Genomic DNA, 24856 nt, shown 5'->3' on the forward strand with positions numbered 1-24856 from the left:
GAAGTCAATGAGGATGATGACGATTGATGTCGATAGGGTAGCTGCGGGAGCCCTGGGGCAAGGGCAGCGCCTTCCGCTTCAACGCCCGCTTCGAACTGGCCGGCGAGAGCGCCCCCAAAGTGCTGCCCGGCATCCTGGACGGCCTGCGGGTGCTGGTGGTGGATGACCACCCGGTGGCCCGCACCGTGCTGCTCCACCTGCTGGCCAACTTCCCGTTCCGCAGCGAGGCCGTCACGTCCGCTGCCGAAGCCATCGCCGCGGTGCGCCGGGCCGACAGCGGCGACCGCTTCGGGCTGGTCCTGATGGACCTGCGCATGCCCCAGGTGGACGGCATCGAGGCCACCCGGCGCATCAAGGAAGATCGCAGCCTCACCGCCCCGCCCAGCATCATCCTGCTCACCGCCTACGGCGACGACCACGTCGTCAGCCGCGGCGTCGATGCCGGCATCGATGGCTACCTGCACAAGCCCGCCACCGCCTCGACCCTGCTCGACGCCATCGTCGGCGCCTTCGGCATGCGCGCCGCCCACAGCATCGCCGCCCTGCCGGTCATCAGCCCCGCCCTGCAGCTGGCCGGCCTGCGCCTGCTGGTGGTGGAAGACAACGACATCAACCAGCACATCGCCCGGGTGCTGCTCGAAAAGCATGGCGCCGTGGTTCAGATGGCCGACAACGGCCGCATCGCCGTCGAGACACTCAGGGCCGCCGGCCCCGATGCCTTCGACGTGGTGCTGATGGATCTCCAGATGCCCGAGATGGACGGCCTCGAGGCCACCCGGCTGATCCGCGCGGACGCCCGCTTCGCCGCCCTGCCCATCGTCGCGATGACCGCCCACGCCATGGCCGAGCAGCGCCAGCAGTGCATCGACGCCGGCATGAGCGACCACGTGGCCAAGCCCATCGTCCCCGAGCGGCTGGTCGAGACGATCCTCCGCCACGCCAGCCACGCCGGCCACCCGAAGCCCGACCCCGTCGCCGGGCTGCCCGACCTGCCCGGCATCGACGTGGCCGGCGCCCTGCGCCGGGTCAATCAGGACGGCGCCGCGTACATCCGCCTGCTCCGCCGGCTGGTCTCGGGCCACGCCGGCAGCGCCGACCAGATCGGCGCGGCGCTCGCCGCCGGCAACCGCCACGAGGCCGAGCGCATCGCCCACACCCTGCGCGGCGCCGCTGCCAACCTGGGCGCTAACGCCCTGCGGGACGCCGCCCGCAACCTCGAAGCCACCCTGCGCCGCGGGGCTAGCGCCGGCGAAGCGCTGGCCGAGCTGCCGGCCCTGTCGGCCGAGCTGCTGAGCCTGGTCACACTGCTCGAAACCCAGCTCCCACCCGAAACCGCGGACGGCACCGCCACCCTCGACGACGCCGCCTTCCACGAGGCCGCCACGACGCTGGCCCAACAGCTGCGCGACGCCGACGGCACCGCGCCCGCCACCTTCCGGGCGCTCCGGCCCGACCTCGTTGCCCGAATTGGGATTGAAAAAACCGCACAAATCTCCAACGCCATCCAGCACTACGATTATGATGAGGCGTTAGCCAGCCTGAGCGAGACGCTCGAGGAAAAGGCCATGCCCGGAGACCACGCCTGATGCAATCCATCGACAGCCATCGCCCGCTCATCCTCGTCGTGGATGACGCGCCGGAGTCGATCGAGCCGATCGTCGATTGCCTGCACCGCGCCGATTTCCGCACACGCATCGCCACCAGCGGCAACCGCGCGCTGCAGCTGGCCGCCAGCAAGCCGGTGCCCGATCTCATCCTCCTCGACGTGACCATGCCCGACCTGGACGGCTACGAGGTGTGCAGCCGGCTGATGAACGATCCGGTCACCGCCAACATCCCGGTGATCTTCCTCACCATCCGCAACGAAGAGATGGACGAGCAGCTCGGCTTCGACGCCGGTGCGGTGGACTACATCACCAAGCCCATCAGCCCGCCGCTGGTGCTCACCCGCATCCGCAACCACCTCACCCTCAAGGCCGCCAGCGATTTTCTGCGCGACCGCAACAGCTACCTCGAACAGGAAGTCACCCGCCGCACCCGCGAGCTCTCCCTGATCCAGGACGCCACCATCGTCGCCATGGCCTCCCTGGCCGAAACACGCGACAACGAGACCGGCAACCACATCCGCCGGACCCAGTCCTACCTGCGGCTGCTGGCCCGCCACCTCCAGTCCAACCCCCACTACGCCACCGAGCTCACCGACGAGAACATCGACCTGATGTACAAGTCGGCGCCGCTCCACGACATCGGCAAGGTCGGCATCCCCGACCGCATCCTCCTCAAGCCCGGCACGCTCACCCCCGCCGAGTTCGAGGTGATGAAGACCCACACCACCCTCGGCCGCGAAGCCATCAGCCGGGCCGAAGCCCTGTTCGGCGTGTCCGCCCGCTTCCTGCGCTTCGCCAAGGAGATCGCCTACTCCCACCAGGAGAAATGGGACGGCAGCGGCTATCCGCTGGGCCTCTCCGGCGAACGCATCCCCCTCTCGGCGCGCCTGATGGCGGTAGCCGACGTCTACGACGCCCTGATCAGCAAGCGTGTCTACAAGGCGGCAGTGAGTCACGATGAGGCGGTCGAGGAACTCCGCGCCGGTAGCGGCACCCACTTCGACCCGAACATCATCGAGGCCTTCCTGGCCCTGCAGGACGAGTTCCGGAACATCGCCCAGCGCTTCGCCGACGTGGACGTGGACGAAGCCGCCGAGGCAGCGCGGCTGCGGCTCGTCTTTGGCGACTGACGCGCCCTTCCAGAACTCAAGATTCAGCACTGGCGTCCGTAAAAGACCAGCCGGCCTGAGAGCCGGCAAAGTCCGCTTTACGTCCGACAGGAGACCTGATGCCCCCCCGCCCGACGTCCCGACCGGTCGCCGCCCACCTTCGCCGTTACGGGCTGGCGCTTCTGGTCTTCGCGGTTGTGCTGGCCCTCACCGTGGACAACTATCGCACCGCGCTGCTCGAGGAGGCCACCGCCACCCGGGAACGTCTGCACCTGCTCGCTCAGGAACAGGTCATCCACCTGCGCGAGCGCACCGACAGCCTCCTGCGCCAGGCCGACATCCTGAGCGGCCAGCTGGCCATCGCCCCCCATAGCAGCCGCGCCCAGCTCGGGCGCATGGTCACCCCGGTCTTCACCCACAACCCCGAGATCCTGCGGATCGGCATCGTCCATGTGGATGACGGCAAGGCCGCGATCACCGCCAGCACCACCCGCGACGCCGCAGACAGCAGTCCGCCAGCAACCGCGAGCAGATCCGCCATTCCCGATGCCCTCCTCGCCGCCGCCGTGGCCGCCGAGCACACCGAGGCCATCAGCGCCACCATCCCCTTCGCCCTGCCCGCCATCGGTGGCCCCCAGCAAACCTCGGTACTCATCCTCAGCCCGATCCCCGGCGACCGTACCCACGCCGGCGGCCGGGAGCTGCTGTTCATCCAGATGTCGGTGAGCACCCTGCTCGAACAAGCTTTTTCGGTCACCTATCCGACCAACGGCCCCCGCCCCTTCGAGCTCGAGATCGTCGATGCCGACGCCAGCGCAAACCTGCCGGTCCATCGCAGTCCGTCCTTCCGCATCGGCAAGACCTCCTTCGCCGACAGCGTCTCCTTCGCCGATCGCCGCTGGCTGGTGATCGCCGCCGCAGACAATGAAATGGACAGCCTCGTCGTCGGCCGGGACGCGGGCGCCCAGCTGCTCTCGGGCCTCGCCCTGGCAACCCTGGCGGCGCTGATGATTTATGTGCTGCAGACCCGCGCCGACGCAGTGCGCCGGCAGGTGGACGAAAAGACCGTCGCCCTGGGCGACGCCAACGCCTCGCTGGAACAGTACGTCAAGGCCCTTGGCGACACCAACCGCCTGCTCGAGAGCGAAGTCGAAAAGCACGCCCGCTCCGAAGCCCTGCTGCGCGAGACCACCACCCTCCAGCGCGCCATCCTCGACTGCGCCGAATACGCCATCGTCTATACCGACGCCTCCGGCATCATCCGCGTCCTCAACCCCGCGGCCGAGCGGATGTTCGGCTACCGCGCCGACGAACTCATCGGCAGCGAGACCCCGCTCATCTTCCACACCCCCGAAGACATCGCCCGCTGGGCGCTCACCGACAAGACCGGCGGGTTCGCCGCGATCTCCGCCGCCGCCATGGGGCCCACCCACGAAGTCAGCCTGCGGCGCCGCGACGGCAGCATCTTCCCGGCCAACCTCAGCATCTCGGAAGTGCGCGACGCCCACCGCCACGTGCGCGGCTACCTGGGCATCGTCGCGGATGTCACCCAGCGCCACGACGCCGAGCGGCGCATCCGCCACCTGGCCCACTACGACAGCCTCACCTCCCTGCCCAACCGCACCCTGCTCAACACCCACCTCACCGAGGTCATCAACACCGCCCGGGAACGCCGCCGCGGCGCCGCGGTGCTGTTCACCGACCTCGACCGCTTCAAATACGTGAACGACACCCTCGGCCACCACGCCGGTGACGAGCTCCTGCTTGCCGTGGCCCAGCGCCTGCGCGGCTGCGTGCGCGACGGCGATCTGGTTGCCCGCACCGGTGGCGACGAGTTCGTGATCGTCCTCGACAACCTCGACAAGGGCTCGATGCCCGAAGACGTGGCGGAGCGCATCCTGGCCAGCCTGTCCCGCCCCTTCGAGCTCCACGGCCGCCAGTTCACCATCTCGCTCTCCATCGGCATCGCCCTCTTCCCCAACGACGGCCACGACGGCGCGGCCCTCATCAAGCACGCCGACGCCGCCATGTATCTGGCCAAGGAACGCGGCCGCAACAACTTCCAGTTCTTCGACCACGGCCTGTCCGAACGCTTCAGCGAACGCCTCGACCTGGAAAACCGCCTGCGTCAGGCCGTCGAGGAAGACCAGCTGGCCCTGTTCTACCAGCCCCAGGTGGACACCCTCAGCGGCGAACTCATCGGCATGGAAGCCCTCATCCGCTGGCGCCAGCCCGACGGCAGCATGATCCCGCCGGATGTGTTCATCCCCATCGCCGAGGAATCCGGCCTGATCGTGCCGATCGGCGCCTGGGTGCTCCATCAGGCGTGCCGGCAGAACCAGGCCTGGCAGTCCGAAGGCCTCAGCCACGTGCCGATCAGCGTCAACCTCTCGGCCCGCCAGTTCGACGACGCCGGCCTCCTCGACACCATCCGCAAGGCCCTCGCCGAAACCGGCCTCGCCCCCGCCTTCCTGGATCTGGAGCTCACCGAGAGCCTGGTGATGCGCAACCCCGAGCACACCCGCAACCTGCTCGCCGAGTGCAAGAAGCTGGGCCTGCAGCTGTCGGTGGATGACTTTGGCACCGGCTATTCCAGCCTCGCCTACCTCAAGCGCTTCCCCATCGACCGGCTGAAGATCGACCGCTCCTTCATCGACGAGATCGTCACCAAGGCCGACGACGCCGCCATCGCCCAGACCATCGTCGCGATGGCCCACACCCTGCGCCTGGAGGTGATCGCCGAAGGCGTCGAGACCGACGCCCAGCTCGCCCTCCTGCGCCGCTGGCGCTGCGACGCCTACCAGGGCTACCTGTGCAGCCGCCCCATGAGCGCCGACGACATGACCCGGCTGCTGCGCACCCGCCGCGCCACCCGCGAAGTTTCCCTCGCCGTGGCCTGATCAGGCCCGGTCGGTCAGAGCAGCCACTTGAAGCAGTAAAGCGCCGCCATCCCCACCCCGATGGTGGCCAGCACGCTGCCCGTGCGCCACGCCACCAGCGCGGCCACCAGCGCCGCCCAGGGCTTGGGCGCCATCAGCGACAGCACCACCTCGCCGTGGTGGATGAACAGCTCGCCCGCCGTCAGCGCCGCAAAGCTCGCCGGCGCGATGTGCCGGCACAGGGCGTGCAGCCAGCCCGGCAGGCGCCGCCCGGCAAACAGCCCGATCATCGCGTAGCGGTACAGAAAGGTGACGAAGCCCACCGTCACCAGCAGGCCGACCAGCGCGCCCGTCGTCATGGCCGGCCCCGCTTCGCGGCCATCACCCCGGCCACCAAGCCCAGCAGGATCGCCACCACCAGCCCCAGCCGGAAGGGCAGCGCCGCCAGCGCCAGCGCGGCCACGGCCGCCACCAGCGCCGCCGCCTGCCCGGCCCGCTCGCGCATCAGCAGGGTGAGGAGCGCGATGAAGGTGAGCGGCACCGCAAAGTCGATGTCCCACTCCGCCGGCACCGTCGCGCCAAACAGCAGCCCGGCCGCAGTCGAGAGCTGCCAGGTGGCCCACAGGGTGAAACCGCAGCCCAGAAAGTACCAGTGGCGCACATCCGGCCCCGATTGCGGACGCGGCTTGGTCTGGTAGCGCAGGATCGCCACCGCGTAGGCCTCGTCGGTCAGCAGGTAGGCCAGCAACATCCGCCAGCGCCGGGGCAGATGGCGCACATGCTCGGCCATCGACACGCTGTACAGCATGTGACGCAAATTGAGCAGGCCAGCGGTGAGCCCGATCGGCAGCGCCCCGGCACCCGCCGCCAGCATCTGCACGATGACCAGCTGGGCCGCCCCGGCAAACACCACCGCCGACGCCGCCTGGGCCAGCCAGGGCGGCATCCCGGCCGCCAGCGCGCCGATGCCGTAGAGCATCCCGAAGGGCACCACGCCCAGCTGCAGCGGCGCCTCGTCGCGGCAGCCCGCGAGGAATTCGGACAATCTGGAAGACATGCAGAAGATCCAGCCGGCCTCCCAAAACGGAAAGGCCGGCGGCAGGGAATCGAAACTAGAACTGCTCGGAAGGCGCCTTGGCAGGCCGCCCGTCGCGGAAAAGCTTCGCCGGGTCGAGCTCGCCCTTTTGGTCGAAGTCATAGCCACCAAAATTGCCCGTCACCAGCCGCCCCTTCAGCCGGTATTCCAGCTTGTCCAGCCCCTTGCCCAGGTTCTTGAACTGGCGCATCACCAGCCCGGCGATGCCCGCGGTGGCCTTCACCTCCACCAGCGCCTCGCCCAGCGCGGGGATCGTCACCGGCTTGTTGCCCACGCCGCGAGCAAAGGGCTCGCCGGCCACGTCAAGCGTGAAGCTCAGCCCCTCGACGGGGATCTCGAAGCGGTTGGGGTTGGTCACCCGCAGGGTCAGCAGGAAGCGCTGCTCCAGCAGGTTGCCGCCCTCCCCGCGGATGTCCGCCACCGAAACCTCGGGCTTGAGGGGCCGGAAGGTGGAGCCGGCACAGCCCCCCAGCAGCGCGCCGGCCAGCGCCAGCACAACAAAACGACGACGATCCATCACAGCCCTCACTCCAGTCCGTCCAGCGGCGATTCGAGCACCCTCAGCAGGCTGGACGTATCCAGCCTGCCACCGCCCAGCCCCATCAGCGCGTTGAGCTGCTGCCAGGTCTGCACCGCGATGGGCAGCGGCGCACCCAGTTGGCGAGCCTCGTCCATCAGGATCGCAAAATCCTTGTGATGCAGGCGCGACTGGATGCCGGCAACGAAATCCCGCCGCGCCATGCGCCCGCCCATTACATCCAGCACCCGCGATCCGGCCGACCCGCCCGCCAGCGCAGCGATCACCTTGGTCGCGTCCAGCCCGTGGGCGCCCGCCAGCCGCATCGCCTCGGCCGAGGCCTGGATCACATTCACCATGATCATCTGGTTGCACGCCTTGGCCACCTGACCGGCGCCGGCCTCGCCGATGTGCACCACCGTCTTGCCGAGGCAGTCGAACAGCGGACGCACCTTATCCAGCACCGCCGCCTCGCCGCCCGCCATGATCGCCAGAGTCGCCTCCCGCGCGCCCACCTCGCCGCCGGAAACCGGCGCATCCAGCCAGCCGATGCCCCGCTCGGCGTAGGCCGCAGCCAGCTTGCGGGCCGTGGCCGGGGCAATGGTGCTCATGTCCACGTGGATGCCGCCCGGCGCAAAGCCGCCGATCAGCCCGTCCGGGCCGAGGGCCAGGTTTTCCACGTCGGCGCTGGCGGTGATGATCGAGATCACCACCTCGCTGCGGGCGGCCAGCTCGGCCGGGGTTGCGCACACCGCGGCACCGGCAGCGGCGATGTCAGCGGTGGCTTCCGGGCGTCGCGCCCACACCGCCACGTCGTGCCCGGCCCTCAGCAGATGGCCCGCCATCGGCAGGCCCATCACGCCCAGCCCCACAAAACCGACGCGCATCTCAGCCCCCCGACATGCCTTCGAGCAGCTTCAGCGCGGCGATGGAATCCTCCTCGCCCAGGCCGCTGCCGACCATCGCGTTGAAGAGCTGCGCCGTGGCCGCGCTGGTGGGCAGCATCAGGCCCAGGCGATGCGCCTCCTGCACCACGATGTTCATGTCCTTCTGGTGCATCCAGGCCTTGAAGCCCGGCTTGAAGTTGCGGTCGAGCATGCGCTGGCCGTGGTTCTCGAGGATGCGGCTGTAGGCAAAGCCACCCAGCAGCGCCTCGCGCACCTTGCCCGCATCCACGCCGCTCTTGCGGGCAAAGTTGAAGGCTTCGGCCACCGCCATCACCGTCACGCCGGTGAGGATCTGGTTACAGGCCTTGGTCACCTGGCCGGCGCCGGAGCCGCCGATCAGATTGACCGACTTGCCCATGCAGGCGAGCACCGCCTTGGCCTTCTCGAAGGCCGCCTCGTCGCCGCCCACCATGATGGTGAGCCCGGCGTTGATGGCGCCCACCTCGCCGCCCGACACCGGCGCGTCGAGCATGGTCACGCCCTTTTCGGCGAGCCGCGCGGCGATCGACTGGGCCGCCGCCGGCGCGATGGTGCTCATGTCGACGTAGATCAGGCCCGGCTTCGCGCCTTCGGCCACGCCACCAGCGCCGAGGGCCACCGCCTCCACATCCGGCGCGTCGGAAACCATCGACACCACGATGTCACAGGCCGCGGCCACCTCGGCCGGGCTGGCCGCGCCCTTCGCGCCGGCCTCCAGCAGCGGGGCCATGGATTCGGCCCGGCGCGCCCAGACGGTCAGATCGAACCCGCCCTTCAGAATGTTGAGCGCCATCGGACGCCCCATGATGCCCAGACCGACGAACCCGATTTTCATGCCCTGCTCCCGCGCTCAAAAAAGCGAGAGGTTAGCGGCCCGCCCCAGGCAAGGGAAGTAGGGAAACCGGCAGGCCGCCGGCCTGACCATCAGTTCACCTGGAACTTCAGCGTCTCCAGCTCGAATCGGGCGATCGCCGTCACGGCGCCGCTGCTGCCGCCGCTCGGATCGAAACTGAACCCCGAGAGGCCGATGGTCTGGAAGCTCAGGTTCGCCAGCACCGTCTTGAGGGTGGTGTCGCGCAGCTCCACGCCGATCGCCACCAGATCGCCGTGCGCCCCGCTGGCGGTCAGCTTCAGCACCGCGTCGCGCCACTGGGCGCAATCCTGGCCGGTCACGGTCAGGGCCAGCGGCGAGAAGCCCAGGGCGCCCACCAGCAGCCGCCCGCCAAACCGGTCGTCCTCCTGCACCAGGCTGCGCGAGAGCGTGACCGCGCCGATCCGGCTGATCCGCCCGCTCGGCAGGCCCGGCACCGTGACCACGAAGTTCGACGCCAGCCACTTCTTGGCGCGTCCCGGTGCGGCCGACTTCACCGCCCCGCCAAGCGGCCCGGCCTCCACGCGCTCCGGTTCGAACACCGCCTCGATCGCGTAGATCTCCTTGCCCGCCGCCGAGCACTCGGGAAGGCGCAGCTCGGTGAGGATGCAGCCCTTCAGAACGAGATGGTGGCGCACCTTGCCGTTCCCGTCGGTGTGTAGCACGCCCAGATCGACCGGATCGACCCGGCCGCTCGTCAACCCTTCCAGCCAGCCCGCCAGCGGCGCCATCGACGGCGGCGTGAAGCGCACCGTCAGCTGCCCGAAGCGAACCTGCCTGAGCCGGCGCCCGCCGTCCTGTGCCGGCAGCGGGATCACATCCCAGCTGATGTCCGGCAGCACACAGGCCATCAGCGGATAGGCCAGGCCATTCACGTCAAGATAAGTCGTCCCGATCTGGGTTGTGGCAGCAACGGGTGGCATGGGCCTGCTCCTTCCGGCGGTGATTTCTGGGAATTGGAAACCGCCCGGCATCACGCGGCGGCCTCAAGGCAAGATAGCTCCCCGCCAGCGCAATGAAAAGGGTGACGGAAAGTAAGCCTTACGCGCGTCCCCTCGCCCGGGCCTTCCGCTACACTCGGCGGATCATCCCACTGCACCTGATTCCTGCCATGTCCTACGCCCCCTTCATCAAGGAGATCGGCCGCGGGCCGAAAGGCTCCAAGCCCCTCAACACCGAACAGGCCGAATCCCTCTTCGGCGACATGATGGACGGCCGTGTGCCTGATCTCGAGCTGGGCGCCATCATCCTGTCGATGCGCATCAAGGCCGAATCCCAGGACGAACTGCTCGGCTTCCAGCGCGCCCTCGACGCTCGCACCGCCCGCGTCGCCGTGCCGGCCGGCCCCCGGCTGGTGGTGCTGCCCACCTACAACGGCGCCCGCCGCCAGGCCAACCTGATGCCGCTGGTGGCCCTGCTGCTGGCCCGCGCCGGCGTGCCGGTGCTGATCCAGGGCCGTCACGACTTTGAAAGCCGGGTCAGCCCCTTCGCGCTCCTCGACGCCCTCGGCATCCAGCCCGCCGCCAGCATCACCGAGGCCGAAACCCAGCTTGCGGAGCGCCGCCTGGCCTGCCTGCCCCTCGACGTGCTCGCCCCGGGGCTCGAACCGATCCTCGCCACCCGGGTGCGCCTGGGCGTGCGCAACAGCGCCCACACCCTCGCCAAGCTCCTCGACCCTGCCCCCGGCCACAGCGTGCGGGTGGTCTCGGTGACCCACCCCGAATACCTCGAACGGATGCACGCCCACCTGGTGGCCCAGGGCGGCACCGGCATGCTGCTGCGCGGCACCGAGGGCGAAGCCTTCGCCAACCCCCGCCGCCGGCCCCAGCTCGAAGCGTTTGCCAACGGCGTTGCGAGCATCGCCTTTCCGGCCGAGGAAGGGGGCGCACCGCCGGTCGAGGGCCTGCCCGACAACCCGGAAGTTTCCGCCAACGCGGCCCTGATCCAGGCCATGCTGGCCGGTGATATCCCCGTTCCACAGCCCGTTCTCGACCAGGTCAGCGCCTTGCAGGCCCTCGCCGCCGTGCCCCGGCAGTAAGGGCACAAAGGTTTTCTGTCCCTACGTCAACCCTTCATCGGATAGCCATTGATCTTTCATGCAGCTCTGCTTAACTGAGCTCAGAGCGTTTGTCATTTCCCGGGCCGCTCCCGCGCGGACGGCCCATTCCCCGGAAGGAGATCGACCATGACCAAGAAGGCACTGTGCATCGGCATCAATGATTATCCCGGCACCCAGAACGACCTCAACGGCTGCGTCAATGACGCCAGAGACTGGGCCGCCGCCCTCACCGGCCGTGGCTTCACCGTCACCACGCTGATCGACGCCCAGGCCACCAAGGCCGCCATGGTCAGCGCGATGAGCAGCCTCATCTCCGGTGCCGCCAAGGGCGACACGGTGGTCATCACCTACTCCGGCCACGGCACCTGGGTGCCCGACAAGAACGGCGATGAACCCGACGGCCGCGACGAAGCCCTGTGCCCGTGGGACATCGGCTCGGGCAAGGTGCTGCTCGACGACGAGATCGCCGTGATCTTCGGCAACCACGCCCCCGGCGTGCGCGTGCTGCTGATCTCCGACAGCTGCCACTCCGGCAGCGTCACCCGCGGTGACGACAGCGACCTCTACCCCGGCATGCCCCGCGCCCGCTTCCTGCCGCCCAGCGTCTGGATGAAACCCGAGGACCTGCCGCCCGCCGGCCGCGCCATCAGCCTGCCCAGCCTCAGCGGCCTGTCGCGCAGCGGCGGCGACCTGCTGATGGCCGGCTGCACCGACACCCAGTTCAGCTGGGACACCAGCTTCAAGGGCCGCCCCAACGGCGCCTTCACCTACTACGCCCTCAAGGCCCTGGCCGCCCTGCCGGCCACCGCCAGCTACGCGAACTGGTTCAAGGCCATCAGCCCCACCTACCTGCCCACCAACCAGCTGCCCCAGAACCCGCAACTGTTTGGCAGCCGCACCGCCAAGGCCTGGAAGGTCTTTTCCTGAGCCCAGCCTCACGTAACCCCCACCCAACCCCGGCCCGCCGTTCGCGGGCCGGTTTGCCAATCGGCCCCCGATCTGGAGTCCCGTTGTGAATACCCCGGCCCTGCCCACCCTGCGCCTCGTTGCTGCCCCCGAAACCGACGCCAGCCGCAAGCCGGCACGCCTCGCAGCCCTTGCCCAGGCGGGCAGCCGGGGCGACAGCGGCGACCTCCTCGACCCGCTGCTGTCCACGGTGATCGTGGCGGAGAGCTGGGAGATCGGCCCCCGCTCCCGGGGCGACGACAGCCGCCAGGTGGAAGTACCGCCCGACACCCGCCTGCTGGCCCTCGAGGCCGACGACGGCACCACGGTCTTCATCCGCGCCGACACGCTGGCCGAACGCCTCGCCAACCTGGCCGTCACCCGCCCCGAGCTGCGCGGCGACGACAACACCCTCGACCTCACCGCCCTGCGCCCCCGGGACGCCCGGAGCCGGGGCATCGGCGAATGGGTGTGGCGCCGACTCTCCGCCCTCGTCGTACAAGAGGACGCGATCACCAAGGCCGCCCACGCCAGGCTCGCGGATCTCACCGGCACGGTGGTCGAAGACCTCGTCGTCGCCGGTGGCACCTATGCCGGGGCCAAGGCCATCGTGTGGGCCATCGAAGTTCGCGGCCGCAAGGCCCCCGGCCTCTACCCCTGGGACGGCGGCGCCATCGACGCCGAAACGCCGCTGGCGGACAAGGCACCAGCCGTCCTGGCGCTCACGGAGCAGCCTGGCCTGATCTTCATCCACGGCACCGGCTCCCACACCCTGGGCGGCTTCGGACAGCTACCCGGCAGCCAGAGCTGGCAGAAGCTGGTGGGCCAGTTTGAGGGCGGCCTGTTCGGCTTCGAACACCACACCTTCTCCGAGAGCCCCATCGACAACGCCCTGGCCCTGGCCCGGGTGCTACCGGTCAATGCAAAGTTCAGCATCGTCACCCACTCCCGCGGCGGGCTCGTCGGTGATCTGCTGTGCATCGACGCCAGCCCCGACAACGCCGACACCCTCAACGCCCTGATCCGCGAATACCGCCCGGCGCCCCGCCAGGACGACAGCCTCGACCCCACGGCCAAGGCCGATCTGGAGCGCTTCATCGAGCAGGAGCAGGCCAAGCTCGGCGAACTCATCCAGCTGCTGCGCACCAAGCGCTTCCAGATCGGCCGCTACGTGCGCGTCGCCTGCCCGGCCCGGGGCACGGCGCTGCTCACCGACAATCTGGAAGTCTTTCTCTCCGGCCTCCTCAACCTCATCCGCAAGGCGGGTGGCTGGGCGGCCGGCGCTGCCATCGGCGCCGCCTCCGGCCCCATCGCCGGGGCCAAGGCGAAGGCCGCCACCGACAAGGGCGTCGCGGTGCTCACCCGCATCGTCATCGAGATCGCCAACCGGCGCCTCGACCCGCGGCTCCTGCCCGGCATCGAGGCCATGCTCCCCGACGCCGCCATGGGCATGCTGCTGGCGTCTGTCCCCCATCGCCCCGACACCCGCATGGCCATCATCGCCGGCGACATCGAGGGCGGCGGCCTCGCCAAGCGCCTCGGCACGATGTTCACCGACTGGATGTTCTTCGATAAGGCCAACAACGACCTGGTGGTGGACACCGCCTCGATGTACGGCGGTCTGGCCTACCAGGCACAGGCCCGGGCGATCCTCGTCCAGGGCGAGAACGTCAATCACTTCCGCTACTTCCGCGACGACACCGCCACCGCCGACGGCCGCCCGCTGCCCTCTGCCGTGCACCGCTGGCTGACCGCTGACCAACCCACCGAATTGCCCGAATGGGCCACCCGCGCCCAGCCGGAAATCGATCGCGACGACCGGGTGGCGCCCCCGGCGGCCCCAAAATCCCGCGGCGACACCCGTGCGCCCATCCTCGTCTTCCTGCCGGGCATCATGGGCAGCAACCTCGACGCCGACGGCAACCGCGTCTGGCTCGATCCCCTCGGCCTTGCCCGCGGCGCCCTCAGCCGCATCGCCATCGACAGCAAGGCCAGGGTGGCCGAAGCCGGGCTGGTGGGCATGGCCTACGGCAAGCTCGTCAAGCAGCTCGGCAAGACCCATCAGATCGAACTCTTCGACTACGACTGGCGCCAGCCCATCGCCAAGCTCGGCGAGCAACTGGCCGGCCGGCTGAGCGATCTCCTCGACAAGCACCCCGACACCCCGGTACGCATCCTCGCCCACAGCATGGGCGGCCTGGTGGTGCGTGCCGCCATCGCCCACAAGCCGGCCCTGTGGGATGCCATCATCGCGCGGCCCGAGGGCCGGCTGGTGATGCTCGGCACTCCCCACCACGGCTCGCACCTGTTCGTCGACACGCTGCTCGGCCAGTCCGACACCATCCGCCTGCTGGCACGGATGGACTTCCGCCACAAGATGCAGCAGATCCTCGACATCGTCGCGGGTTTTCCCGGCGCAGTGCATCTGCTGCCGGCCCCGGGCTTCCTCGACACCGGCAACACCGCCGTGCGTGACTACTACCGCCCGGAAACCTGGGAAGCCCTCGCTGCCAACAACAACGATTTCTGGTTTGGTCGCACGCTGGGCGGCAGGCCTTCGGCCAAGGTGCTCACTCAGGCCGCCGATTTTTGGAAAGCGGTGGCCGACACCAGCTGGGTGGCCAAGGCCCCCGAGCGGATCGCCTACGTCTTCGGCCAGAGCGACAACACCCCCTGCGGGATCGTCGAGCAGCAGGGCGGCGGCAGCATCGTGCTGCGCGGCACGCCCGAGGGTGACGGCTCGGTCACCTGGGCCTCGGGCCACCTGCCGGGCCTGCCCAACGACCGCAAGTGGCTCATGCCCGTCGACCACATGGGGCTCACCAGCACCGAAGCCTATTTCGACGAGATCGAGACCCTCCTCGAGCGGGGTGCCCCGCGCAAGCTCGGCCCCCTGCCGGTGAGCCGCGGGGGCGACGCCGCCGTGGTGCGCGAATACCGGGCCGGCCCGCCGGCGGGCTTCCCGTCCCAACCCGAAGCCACCGCCCGCCTGCTCGGCGGCCGCCTGCGCCCGGTGGCGCCGCGCAGCCGCAACCGCAGCCTGAAGGTTTCGGTCACCGCGATGGACCTGCGCTTCGTGCATATCCCGGTGCTCTGCGGCCACTACCGGGGCGACCCAATCGCCGCCGCCGAAGGCGTGATCGACCGCTACCTCGTCCGTGGCGCCCTCAGCCAGCGCCAGCGCCTGGGCATCCACACCGGCGAGATCGGAAACGCCTCCATCGTGCTGATGCCCCGCAACCTGGCCGAGCGCCAGCGCCACACCGGCCGCGGCGCGGTGGTGGTGGGCCTGGGCGAGATGGGCAAGCTCACCGCCGACGGCGTCAGCGAGGCCGTGCGCGGCGGCGTGCTGCGCTACCTCCTCCACGCCGCCGACCGCTACGGCGAGGAGCAGGCCGGCAGCACCGCCGACAGCCCCGACGGCGACACCCTCCACCTCAAGCTCGCCTCGCTGCTCATCGGCACCAATTCGGCGCTGCAACTCGACGTGGCCGAATCGGTGAAGGCCGTGGCGCTGGGCGTGCTGATGGCCAACCGGGATTTCGCCACCGGCGAAGGCGGTTCGGCCCAGAACACCAACGCCCGCCGCGCGCTGGTGTCCGAGCTGCAGTTCATCGAGGTCTTCCACGACAGCGCGATCTCCGCCGCCCACGCGGTAAGCCAGCTGGGCTCGACCCTCGCGAGCGAGCTCAAGCAGATGAACTTCCAGCTCGAAACCGCCGACGAGCTGTTCATCGGCGAAGGCGTGCGCCAGCGCCTCAGCGTGTCGCCCTTCTCGGATTACTGGCCGCGCCTCGTGGTGTGCGACGCCGACCGCGAGGACACCGACTTTCCGGCCGACGCCACCACGCCGCGCTTCCAGCCCCCCATCCCGCCCGAGAACCTGCGCCAGCTGCTGCGCATCTACGGCTGCGCCGACAAGGTGAGCGACGGCAGCCTGCCGACGCCCTTCTGGCTCGAAAGCGCCCCGACGATCCGCTACGCCAGCCGGCTCAAGTTCATCTACATGGGCGACAAGGCCCGCGCCGAGAGCATCGTCCAGATCCGCCAGCCGGGCCTCGTCGAAAAGCTCTGCGACGACCGCCTTAAGAGCCGCAACCCCACCCTCTACGCCAAGGATTCCGGCTTCGGCACCACCCTGTTCCAGCTCCTGGTTCCGCTGGATTTCAAGGCCGCCGCCCGCCAGGCCAACAACCTGCTGCTGATGGTGGATGAGACCACCGCCAACCTGCCCTGGGAAATGCTCGAGGTGGACGGCCGGCCGATGGTGCTGCACACCCGCGTGGTGCGCCAGTTCATAACCAGCCGCTTCCGCCGTCAGGTGGTGCGCACCGACAGCCTCTCCGCCTGCGTGATCGCCGAGCCCTCCACCGAGGGCTTCCACGCCCAGTTTGGCGGCCCCGGCTGGAAGCCGCGCATCGGCGCCGACGGCCAGCCCGAGCCCGACTGCCTCGACGCCCTGCCCGGCGCTGCGGCCGAAGGCAGCACCGTCACGCGGGTGCTCTCCGAGGTCGGCTACGAAGTGACCTTCGTCCCGCCCGACGCCCAGGCCGCCGACGTCTTCACCCGCCTCTACGCCAGGCCCTACCGCCTGCTGATGGTCTCGGCCCACGGCATCCACGGCAAGCGGGCGGCAGACGGCACCTGCCGCAGCGGCGTGGTGCTCTCCAACGGCCTGCTCCTCACCGCCGCCGAGATCGGCCAGATGGAAAACGTGCCGGATCTCGTCTTCCTCAACTGCTGCCACCTGGGCAAGATCGGCACCGGCAGCAGCCGGCTCGCCGCCAGCCTCGCCCGGGAGCTCATCGACATGGGCGTGCGCTGCGTGGTGGCCGCCGGCTGGGAGGTGCACGACGGCGCGGCCCGCACCTTCATCGAAACCTTCTTCGAGCAGATGACCCAGCGCAACGCCAGCTTCGGCGAGGCCATCACTGTGGCCCGCGCGACCACCTTCGAAGCCTTCCCCGACCACAACACCTGGGGCGCGTATCAGGCCTATGGCGATCCGGCCTTCCAGCTCAAGGTCCGGCGCAACCCGGCCAGCGACGACGCCCCCATGCGCGCGCCCAACGAGCTCATCGACTGGATCGAGCAGCGGCGCATCGAATCCCGCCTGCCCGACGCCAGCCAGATGCTCCAGTCCGCCGGCAAGGATAGCGGCTTCAAGCAGATCGCCCAGCGCATCAAGACCCGCCTGCGCCATGTGCCCGAGCGCTGGATCAACCTGCCGGAAGTGCAGCAATCCCTCGCCCGCCTCCATGCCGAGTTCGGTCGCGATGGCTTCGACGAGGCCCGCAAGGCCTGGCTGCGGGCCATCAGCGACGATTCATCCCGCGGCCTCGTGCCCCTCTCGGCCATCGAGCAACTCGCCAACCTGGAGGCCCGGCAAGCCGAACGCCTCAGCGCCGATCCTGCAAACCTGGACGCCGCCCAGGCACTGGCCGACAGCGCCCTGACCCGCCTGCGCTTCCTCATCGCCCTGTCAACCGAGCGCCCGGACGCCACAGCTGCCGGCAGCGCAAGCGGCAACCCCGAACGGCTGGCGATCCTCGGCAGCGCGCTCAAACGCAAGGCCATCGTCCTCGTCCGCAGCGGCAAGCCCTGGAAGGAAGCGGTCGCGCCGCTGCTGGCCGAAGCCCGCGATGCTTACGCCCACTGCGAGGGCAGCCCTGACGGATCGCCCGACTGGAACCCCTACAACTATCTCAACCGACTGCAACTGGACGCCCTGCTCCACACCCGGACCGACTACGAGACCGCATCCCGGGCCTGCCAGGGCGCCGCTCACGCGCGCTTCGAACGCACCTTCGACTTCTTCGATGCCGTCATGTCGGCCGATGCCCAGCTTGCCTGCTGGCTGCACACGGGGGACGGCACAGCCGATATGCTGGCGGGCCACTATCGCGACGCCATGAAGGACGTCACCGTCACGCTCCGGGAGCTCGAGTCCGTCACCGCCCAGATCCGCATCCTCGGCGCGCTGCTCAGGTGCCGCGGCACTCCGGGCGACGCCGATCGCGCCCAACAGCTCGAAACGCTGATCGACATCCTCCACACCCCCAATCGAGCCGCCGCAGCCCCTGCCACCTCACGATCCGTCGCAGCGCCGGCGGCAGCAAAGCCCAGATCGAAGAAAGCAGCAGCCGGCACGCCCAAAGCTGGTGCAGGCAAGAAGAAGGAAAACTGAGCGACGCACCGGTCTGGCTCACCGATTCCCCATCCTGGTGCCAGAATCCGCCAGGATGGGCGGAAAACAAGGCTCCGAGGCATGGCACATGGTTTGCTTGTGACATGCATCAAAGGAGCATTCATGGCCGAAACGAAATCCACCTGCTGTTACTGCGGCGTCGGCTGCGGTGTTGTCATCGAACACGAAGCCGGCCGCATCACCGGCGTCCGGGGCGACCCGGATCACCCGGCCAACTTCGGCCGGCTGTGCACCAAGGGCTCGACCCTGCATCTTTCGGCCTCTCCCGAAACCCTCGCCGCCCGCGCCCTCCACCCCGAACTGCGCGCCAGCCGCTCCGAGGCCCGCACCCGGGTGAGCTGGGACGCCGCCCTCGACACCGCCGCCGATAAATTCGCCGCGATCATCGCCGAGCACGGCCCCGACGCCGTGGCGATCTACGGCGCCGGCCAGCTGCTCACCGAGGACTACTACGTCTTTAACAAGCTGATGAAGGGCCTCATCGGCAGCAACAACCTCGACACCAATTCGCGCCTGTGCATGTCCAGCGCCGTGGCCGGCTACAAGCTGAGCCTGGGCGCCGACGCGCCGCCCTGCAGCTACGAAGACATCCGCCACACCCAGGCCCTGTTCATTTCCGGCAGCAACACCGCCTTCGCCCACCCGATCGCCTTCCGGCGTGTCGAGGATGCGCGAAAAGCCAACCCGGACATGAAGCTGGTGGTGATCGACCCCCGCCTCACCGACACCGCCGAAGCGGCCGACCTGCACCTGCCCCTCATCCCCGGCACCGACATCGCCCTCTACAACGCGATGCTCCACGTGATGCTTTGGGAAGGCTGGGTGAACCGCGACTACATCGACGCCCACACCGAAGGCTTCGACGCCCTGAAAAAGATCGTTCACGAATACACGCCCGCCATGGCCGCGTCGATCTGCGGGCTCGACAAGAACGCCATCGAACAGGCCGCTCAGATCTTCGCGACGTCGAAAGCGACGATGTCGATGTACTGCCAGGGGCTCAACCAGTTCTCGTTCGGCACCCACAACAACTCGGCGCTCATCAACCTGCACCTGGCTACCGGCCAGATCGGCCGCCCCGGCGCCGGGCCGTTCTCGCTCACCGGCCAGCCCAATGCCATGGGCGGGCGCGAGGTGGGCGGACTCGCCAACCTGCTCTCGGCCCACCGGGACATGGCCAACCCGGCCCACCGCGCCGAAGTCGCCGCCCTGTGGGGCGTGGACAGCGTGCCTGCCACGCCGGGCAAAAGCGCCGTCGAACTCTTCAAGGCGCTCAAGTCGGGCGAAGTGAAGGCCGTGTGGATCGCCTGCACCAATCCGGCTCAATCGATGCCGGATCAGGCTTTGATCCACGAGGCCCTGAAGACCGCCGAATTCGTCATCGTGCAGGAAGCCTTCGGCCACACCGAAACCTGCACCTACGCCGATCTCATCCTGCCCGCCACCACCTGGGGCGAGAAGGAAGGCACCGTCACCAACTCGGAACGCGCCATCACGCGCGTCCGGGCCGCCGTGTCCGCGCCGGGTGAAGCACGCCACGATTGGGCGATCGTGGTGGATTTCGCCCGGCGTCTGGGCACTCGCCTGGGCAAGGGAGCACTCGCCGAGCGCATGTTCCCTTACACCAGCCCCGAAGAAATCTGGAACGAGCACCGGGAATCCACCCGAGGCCGCGACCTCGACATCACCGGCATGAGCTACGCCATGCTGGAGCAGGCCGGCCCGCAGCAGTGGCCCTTCCCGGAAGGCGCCAGTGCCGGCAAGGTGAGGCTCTACGAAGACGGCGTGTATCCCACGCCGACTGGCCGCGCCCGCTTCGTGGCCACCGAACACCGCATCACCGCCGAATCCCCGTCGGCGCGCTATCCGCTCCACCTCAACACCGGGCGCCTGCGCGACCAGTGGCACGGCATGAGTCGCACCGGCCTCGTCGCCCGCCTCTACAGCCACGAATCCGAACCCCTGCTCCACATGCACCAGGACGACATGGAACGCCGCCGGCTGGCCGATGGCGATCTGGTCAAGGTGAAGAGCCGGCGTGGTGATGTTGTGCTGAAGGTGCTGCAATCCGCCACGGTGCGCCCGGGGCAATGCTTCGTGCCGATGCACTGGGGCGGCAACACCATGGGCAGCCAGGGCGTGAACGTGCTGATGCCCTCCGACTTCGATCCGACCTCAAAACAGCCCGAACTCAAGCACGCTGCCGTGCAGGTGGAAAAGTACACCGCCGGCAAGTCGCTGGTGGTGATGCGCCGCAGCGAGGCCGACGCCGAGGGCAAGCTCCAGCCCAACCCGCTGGCGGTGATGGACCGCCTGCGCCAGTGGCTGCCACACTTCCCCTATGCCAGCCTCACCCTTTCCGGCCGCAACTCGCCGGTGGTCGTGCTCAAGGCCCGTGGTGAAGAACTGTCGCCCGAACTCATCGAGGCCCTCGACCGGGAAATCGCCCTCGACGACCCAACCCGTGTGCTCTCGTACCAGGATAGCCGCAAGGACGTGGCCAAGCGCGCCCTCGTCGAAGGCGATTCACTCACCGCGGTGCGCCTCGCTGGCGAGACCAAGGCCGCCGACTGGCTCGCCGACATGATGGTGCAGGGGCACTCCGCTGCTGCCGTGCGCCAGTGGCTGCTCGCCCCGCTCACCCAGCCGCCTGCCGGCCAGGCAGCCCGGGGCAAGGTGATCTGCAACTGCTTTGACGTGGCCGAAGACGACATCCTCGCCGCCTTCCGGGCGGGCGAATCCCTCGACGGCCTTCAGGCTCGCACCAGGTGCGGCACCAACTGTGGCTCGTGCGTGCCGGAGCTCAAGCGCCTTCGCCAGAGCGTCAGCAACTGATCCGGGCCAATCCGTGCGGCGAGCGCTGCGCGGCTCCAAAAACAAAACGCCGGGCTTGACCCGGCGTTTTTTGGTTCAGGGCGTCTTCGACGCGGAGCCCGGCAGATCAAGCCTGGGCTGCCAGCTTTCCATCCACGAACTCGACCAGAGAGCCCACGGAAGCGAAGGTGGAACCATCGATTTCGTCATCCTCGATCACAAAACCGAAATGCTCTTCGATGAAGTTGATCAGGCCGACCACCGCCATCGAATCCAGATCCGGCAGCGCACCCAGCAGAGGCGTGTCGAGATCAAACTGAGCCGCAGCGCCGCCCAGGCTCAGAACCTCGTCGAGAATCGACAGCACTTCCTTCTTCGTATCCAAAAGTCACTCCAGTCCGAAAAACCCACCGCAAAACCTGATACCGCGCCTTGCGACCTTGCAAGCACAAGCCTTTATCATTATAAGCGACAAGGTCGCATTCTGAACCGTGATCTACGTCGTGCGCCACCCCTCCGGGGCTGTCAAAAACAGTGCATTCACCGGGCTGGCGCAGGATTCCGGCTGGCCAGACCCCATAACCGCTTCAAGATCGATGCCCAACACCTCGCTTCTGCACGAACTCATCACGGCATCCGCCGAGCGTGCCCCAGACAGCCCGGCCCTCACCGCCGGCACATCGACCCTCAGCTACGCAGGCCTGGACGAACAGGTGGGCCGGTTTGCCGGTGGCCTCGTCCGCCTCGGGCTTGACCGGGGCGAGCGCGTCGGCGTGTTTCTCGACAAGCGCTTCGAGACCGTCGTGGCGTGCTTTGGCGCAGCCCGGGCCGGGGGCGCCTTCGTCCCGGTCAATCCGATCCTGAAGCCCGAGCAGATCGCCCACATCCTGCGCGACTGCAACGCACGGGTGCTGGTCACATCCCCCGAACGCCTGCCCTTCATCGCCGAAGCCCTGGCCCACTGCCACGACCTGCGCCATATCGTCCTCACCAGGCCGCTGGCCAAGCCGATCGACCTCCCCGCCCAGCGCATCACCGACTGGGCCGAGCTGATCGCCAGCGCGAGCGGCGGCCATCGGGTCATCGACACCGACCTGCTGTCGATCCTCTACACCTCCGGCAGCACCGGCAAGCCCAAGGGCGTCGTGCTTTCGCATCGCAACATGGTGGCGGGCGCCAAGAGCGTCGCCAGCTACCTGGGCAACAACGCCGACGATACCCTGCTCGCCGCCCTGCCGCTCTCCTTCGACGCCGGCTTCTCGCAGCTCACCACCGCCTTTCACAGCGGCGCCCGCGTTGTGCTGCTCAATTACCTCTTCCCCCAGGACGTACTGAAGGCCGTCGTCAAGGAAAAGGTCACCGGCCTCACCGCCGTTCCGCCGCTCTACATCCAGCTGGCCCAGCTCCAGTGGCCCGGGGGCATCACCGAGCATCTGCGCTACTTCGCCAACACTGGCGGGCGGATGCCCCTGGAAACCCTCAAGGCCCTGCGCGCCCATCTGCCGAAGACCAAGCCCTTCCTGATGTACGGCCTCACCGAAGCCTTCCGCGCCACCTACCTGCCCCCCGAACAGGCCGACATCCGCCCGGATTCCATCGGCAAGGCCATCCCGGGAGCCGAGGTCATGGTGCTGCGTGAAGATGGCAGCGAATGCGGCCCCAACGAGCCCGGCGAACTCGTCCAGCGCGGCGCCCTCGTTGCGATGGGCTACTGGAACGACCCCGAAAAGACCGCCGAACGCTTCAAGCCGCTCCCCGCCACCGCCCCGGGGCGCCAGCCGGGCTTCGTGCTCCCCGAAATCGCCGTGTTCTCCGGCGACACCGTTCGGCGCGACGAAGAGGGCTTCCTCTATTTCATCGGCCGGCGCGACGAGATGATGAAAACCTCGGGCTACCGGGTCAGCCCAACCGAGGTCGAAGAAATCCTCTACGCCACCGGTCTGGTCGGCGAATGCATCGCCTTCGGCGCTCCGCATCCCAGCCTCGGCGAAGCCATCTGCGTGATCTCCACCGGCAAGGACGGCCCGCTAGATGTCGAAGCGCTCCAGGCCGAATGCCGCCAGCGGATGCCCGCCTACATGGTGCCCACCACCATCGAAGCCCGCAGCGGCCCCCTGCCCCGCAATCCGAACGGCAAGATCGACCGGAAATCCCTCTCCACCGAATTCCTGCAACGCAGCCCAACGACGCCATGAGCGACACCCTCCGCGAAAAGCCGACCCACGCCCCAATGGACCAGTTCCGATCCAAGGACGGCGAACTCATCATCGGCAACATCCCCCTTCGCCGCCTCGCAGCCCGGGTTGGCCAGACGCCCTTCTACGCCTACGACCGCGAACTGCTGACCCAGCGTGTCGCCGCGCTGCGGGCCGCACTGCCGGCCGGCATCAAGATCCATTACGCGATGAAGGCGAACCCCATGCCCGCCCTCGTCGACCACATGGCCAGGCTGGTGGACGGGATCGACGTGGCGTCTGCCAACGAGCTGAAGGTTGCCCTCGACAGCGGCGCAGATCCCCACGAAATCAGCTTCGCTGGCCCGGGAAAGCGCCACGAGGAGCTCCGCCAGGCGGTCGCTGCCGGCATCCTGATCAACATCGAATCCTTCCGCGAAATCACCGAACTCCGCGCAATCCGGCAGGCCACCGGCTGGCAGGTTCGCGTGGCGGTACGGGTCAATCCGGATTTCGAGCTGAAGAGCTCCGGAATGAAGATGGGCGGCGGCCCCAAGCAGTTCGGCATCGACGCCGAGCAGGTGCCCCAGGCGCTCGCCGAGATCCACAGTGCCGGCCTCAGTTTCGAAGGCTTCCACCTCTTCGCAGGCTCGCAGAACCTGCGCGCCGAAGCAATCATCGAGGCCCAGCGCAAGAGCTACGAGCTGGCGCTGAGGCTCGCGGAGCACGCGCAAACGCCCGTGAAATTCCTCAACCTCGGTGGCGGCTTCGGCATTCCCTACTTTCCAGGCGAACGCCGGCTCGATCTCACAGGAATCGCCGAGAACCTTGGGGTGATTCAGGCCGACGCAAGAACAAAGCTTCCGGACGCACAGATCGTCATCGAACTCGGGCGCTACCTCGTCGGCGAGGCCGGCATCTACGTCTGCCGGATTCTCGACAAGAAGGTCTCACGCAATCACTGCTTCCTCGTGACCGATGGCGGCCTGCATCACCACCTGTCGGCCTCCGGAAATTTCGGCCAGGTGATACGGAAGAACTACCCGGTGACGATTGGCGACCGGATGGACCAGCCGCTCACCGATCCGGTATCCGTCGTCGGCCCGCTGTGTACGCCGCTGGACCTCCTCGCCGAGAAGATGGCGCTGCCCGAATGCGATCCCGACAACCTCGTCGTTATCTTCCAATCCGGTGCCTATGGTGCAACCGCCAGCCCTCGCGGTTTCCTCAGCCATCCCGATCTCGTCGAGATCCTGCTCTGAAAATAAAAAAGGTAGTGCGAACATCGCACTACCTTTCTGATTCCAGCCTCACAAGCCACATCCACAGCCCGTGGCGGAAAACCCATCAATCAAAATAGCTGTCTGGCAGCGTTTCGACCTGCAGATCATTGTCTTTAGCAAAGTTGCGCAGGAAGTTATACGCGAGTGGCTCGATGTCGTGAATCTTCGCATCCACTAGAACCGTCTTGTCACCCCTCAGATTACAGGCCGGCCGCACATAAGGCGAATAAGTCATCCGGTTATCCGAACCGAAAACCGACATGATCCCGCACAGCCGGTCCGCCCAATCACTCGGCCGAAAAGTTCTGCCGTCGCTTGTTCTCCCAACAATCACAAAATTTTCAGCTTTTTGAATCATGAGCGATTAC

Annotated in this window: 17 protein-coding genes; 9 read left to right on the plus strand and 8 right to left on the minus strand. The window is 68.2% G+C overall.

The window, feature by feature from the left end; translation table 11 throughout:
• Positions 1 to 119: 119 nt before the first annotated feature.
• The 3 genes from Q0672_RS10485 (at position 120) to Q0672_RS10495 (ending at position 5616) form a co-directional block, all read left to right on the plus strand.
• Positions 120 to 1586, plus strand: coding sequence for a response regulator (locus Q0672_RS10485; RefSeq protein ID WP_298622005.1), 1467 nt, complete (start codon positions 120 to 122; stop codon positions 1584 to 1586).
• A complete protein-coding gene (locus Q0672_RS10490) occupies positions 1586 to 2737 on the plus strand; it encodes a two-component system response regulator (protein ID WP_298622007.1) in 1152 nt (383 codons plus the stop codon). The genes Q0672_RS10485 and Q0672_RS10490 overlap by 1 nt, the downstream gene beginning before the upstream one ends.
• A 98-nt stretch (positions 2738 to 2835) precedes the next feature.
• Positions 2836 to 5616 carry an EAL domain-containing protein gene (locus Q0672_RS10495; protein WP_298622009.1) on the plus strand — a complete coding sequence of 927 codons (2781 nt, stop codon included), beginning with the start codon at positions 2836 to 2838 and terminating at the stop codon, positions 5614 to 5616.
• Positions 5617 to 5630: 14 nt separating this feature from the next.
• On the opposite strand, the gene Q0672_RS10500 is transcribed toward Q0672_RS10495, so the two are convergent.
• The 6 genes from Q0672_RS10500 to Q0672_RS10525 all read right to left on the minus strand — a co-directional run bounded on the left by Q0672_RS10500 (position 5631) and on the right by Q0672_RS10525 (position 9928).
• Positions 5631 to 5954 (minus strand): AzlD domain-containing protein, encoded by a 324-nt coding sequence (locus Q0672_RS10500; RefSeq protein ID WP_298622011.1) that lies wholly within the window; start codon positions 5952 to 5954, stop codon positions 5631 to 5633.
• The gene (locus Q0672_RS10505) at positions 5951 to 6652 is read right to left on the minus strand and encodes an AzlC family ABC transporter permease (RefSeq protein ID WP_298622013.1); all 702 of its coding nucleotides are present in this window, start codon (positions 6650 to 6652) and stop codon (positions 5951 to 5953) included. The genes Q0672_RS10500 and Q0672_RS10505 overlap by 4 nt, the downstream gene beginning before the upstream one ends.
• A gap of 55 nt (positions 6653 to 6707) precedes the next feature.
• Positions 6708 to 7208 (minus strand): LEA type 2 family protein, encoded by a 501-nt coding sequence (locus tag Q0672_RS10510; protein ID WP_298622015.1) that lies wholly within the window; start codon positions 7206 to 7208, stop codon positions 6708 to 6710.
• 8 nt (positions 7209 to 7216) lie between these two features.
• Positions 7217 to 8095, minus strand: coding sequence for an NAD(P)-dependent oxidoreductase (locus tag Q0672_RS10515; RefSeq protein ID WP_298622017.1), 879 nt, complete (start codon positions 8093 to 8095; stop codon positions 7217 to 7219).
• 1 nt (position 8096) lies between these two features.
• Entirely contained in the window at positions 8097 to 8969 is an 873-nt protein-coding gene (locus Q0672_RS10520) for an NAD(P)-dependent oxidoreductase (protein WP_298622019.1), read from the minus strand.
• Positions 8970 to 9058: 89 nt separating this feature from the next.
• Positions 9059 to 9928, minus strand: coding sequence for a hypothetical protein (locus Q0672_RS10525; RefSeq protein ID WP_298622020.1), 870 nt, complete (start codon positions 9926 to 9928; stop codon positions 9059 to 9061).
• Between the two features lie 188 nt (positions 9929 to 10116).
• On the opposite strand from Q0672_RS10525, the gene ybiB reads away from it, so the two are divergent.
• The 4 genes from ybiB to Q0672_RS10545 all read left to right on the plus strand — a co-directional run bounded on the left by ybiB (position 10117) and on the right by Q0672_RS10545 (position 21052).
• Positions 10117 to 11043: a DNA-binding protein YbiB gene (gene ybiB / locus Q0672_RS10530; RefSeq protein WP_298622022.1), complete on the plus strand. Its 927-nt coding sequence runs from the start codon at positions 10117 to 10119 to the stop codon at positions 11041 to 11043.
• Between the two features lie 147 nt (positions 11044 to 11190).
• Entirely contained in the window at positions 11191 to 11991 is an 801-nt protein-coding gene (locus Q0672_RS10535; protein ID WP_298622024.1) for a caspase family protein, read from the plus strand.
• An 85-nt stretch (positions 11992 to 12076) separates the two neighbouring features.
• Positions 12077 to 18196, plus strand: a complete 6120-nt coding sequence (locus tag Q0672_RS10540; RefSeq protein WP_298622026.1) for a CHAT domain-containing protein — start codon at positions 12077 to 12079, stop codon at positions 18194 to 18196.
• A gap of 123 nt (positions 18197 to 18319) precedes the next feature.
• Positions 18320 to 21052, plus strand: coding sequence for a nitrate reductase (locus Q0672_RS10545; RefSeq protein WP_298622028.1), 2733 nt, complete (start codon positions 18320 to 18322; stop codon positions 21050 to 21052).
• A 106-nt stretch (positions 21053 to 21158) separates the two neighbouring features.
• Here the strand turns inward: Q0672_RS10545 and Q0672_RS10550 are convergent, their stop codons facing one another.
• Entirely contained in the window at positions 21159 to 21416 is a 258-nt protein-coding gene (locus Q0672_RS10550; protein ID WP_153160311.1) for an acyl carrier protein, read from the minus strand.
• 211 nt (positions 21417 to 21627) lie between these two features.
• Here Q0672_RS10550 and Q0672_RS10555 point away from each other — a divergent pair, with 211 nt between their 5' ends.
• Entirely contained in the window at positions 21628 to 23226 is a 1599-nt protein-coding gene (locus Q0672_RS10555) for an acyl-CoA ligase (AMP-forming), exosortase A system-associated (protein WP_298622030.1), read from the plus strand.
• On the plus strand, positions 23223 to 24467 hold the full coding sequence (locus Q0672_RS10560; protein ID WP_298622032.1) for a pyridoxal-dependent decarboxylase, exosortase A system-associated: 1245 nt from the start codon (positions 23223 to 23225) through the stop codon (positions 24465 to 24467). Before Q0672_RS10555 ends, Q0672_RS10560 begins: the two co-directional genes overlap by 4 nt.
• Positions 24468 to 24552: 85 nt before the next feature.
• Here the strand turns inward: Q0672_RS10560 and Q0672_RS10565 are convergent, their stop codons facing one another.
• On the minus strand, positions 24553 to 24846 hold the full coding sequence (locus tag Q0672_RS10565) for a DUF3579 domain-containing protein (protein WP_153160313.1): 294 nt from the start codon (positions 24844 to 24846) through the stop codon (positions 24553 to 24555).
• Between the last annotated feature and the right edge of the window lie 10 nt (positions 24847 to 24856).

It is taken from the genome of uncultured Zoogloea sp., from assembly GCF_937894855.1.
Lineage (GTDB): Bacteria > Pseudomonadota > Gammaproteobacteria > Burkholderiales > Rhodocyclaceae > Zoogloea > Zoogloea oryzae.

Bases quoted from the DNA above. Each gene is read 5' to 3' on its own strand.
- Q0672_RS10510 (WP_298622015.1), bottom strand. From the start codon at position 7,208: ATGGATCGTCGTCGTTTTGTTGTGCTGGCGCTGGCCGGCGCGCTGCTG.
- Q0672_RS10520 (WP_298622019.1), bottom strand. From the start codon at position 8,969: ATGAAAATCGGGTTCGTCGGTCTGGGCATCATGGGGCGTCCGATGGCG.
- Q0672_RS10490 (WP_298622007.1), top strand. From the start codon at position 1,586: ATGCAATCCATCGACAGCCATCGCCCGCTCATCCTCGTCGTGGATGAC.
- Q0672_RS10565 (WP_153160313.1), bottom strand. From the start codon at position 24,846: ATGATTCAAAAAGCTGAAAATTTTGTGATTGTTGGGAGAACAAGCGAC.
- Q0672_RS10560 (WP_298622032.1), top strand. From the start codon at position 23,223: ATGAGCGACACCCTCCGCGAAAAGCCGACCCACGCCCCAATGGACCAG.
- Q0672_RS10500 (WP_298622011.1), bottom strand. From the start codon at position 5,954: ATGACGACGGGCGCGCTGGTCGGCCTGCTGGTGACGGTGGGCTTCGTC.
- Q0672_RS10555 (WP_298622030.1), top strand. From the start codon at position 21,628: ATGCCCAACACCTCGCTTCTGCACGAACTCATCACGGCATCCGCCGAG.
- Q0672_RS10495 (WP_298622009.1), top strand. From the start codon at position 2,836: ATGCCCCCCCGCCCGACGTCCCGACCGGTCGCCGCCCACCTTCGCCGT.
- Q0672_RS10515 (WP_298622017.1), bottom strand. From the start codon at position 8,095: ATGCGCGTCGGTTTTGTGGGGCTGGGCGTGATGGGCCTGCCGATGGCG.
- Q0672_RS10545 (WP_298622028.1), top strand. From the start codon at position 18,320: ATGGCCGAAACGAAATCCACCTGCTGTTACTGCGGCGTCGGCTGCGGT.
- Q0672_RS10505 (WP_298622013.1), bottom strand. From the start codon at position 6,652: ATGTCTTCCAGATTGTCCGAATTCCTCGCGGGCTGCCGCGACGAGGCG.
- Q0672_RS10525 (WP_298622020.1), bottom strand. From the start codon at position 9,928: ATGCCACCCGTTGCTGCCACAACCCAGATCGGGACGACTTATCTTGAC.
- Q0672_RS10535 (WP_298622024.1), top strand. From the start codon at position 11,191: ATGACCAAGAAGGCACTGTGCATCGGCATCAATGATTATCCCGGCACC.
- ybiB (WP_298622022.1), top strand. From the start codon at position 10,117: ATGTCCTACGCCCCCTTCATCAAGGAGATCGGCCGCGGGCCGAAAGGC.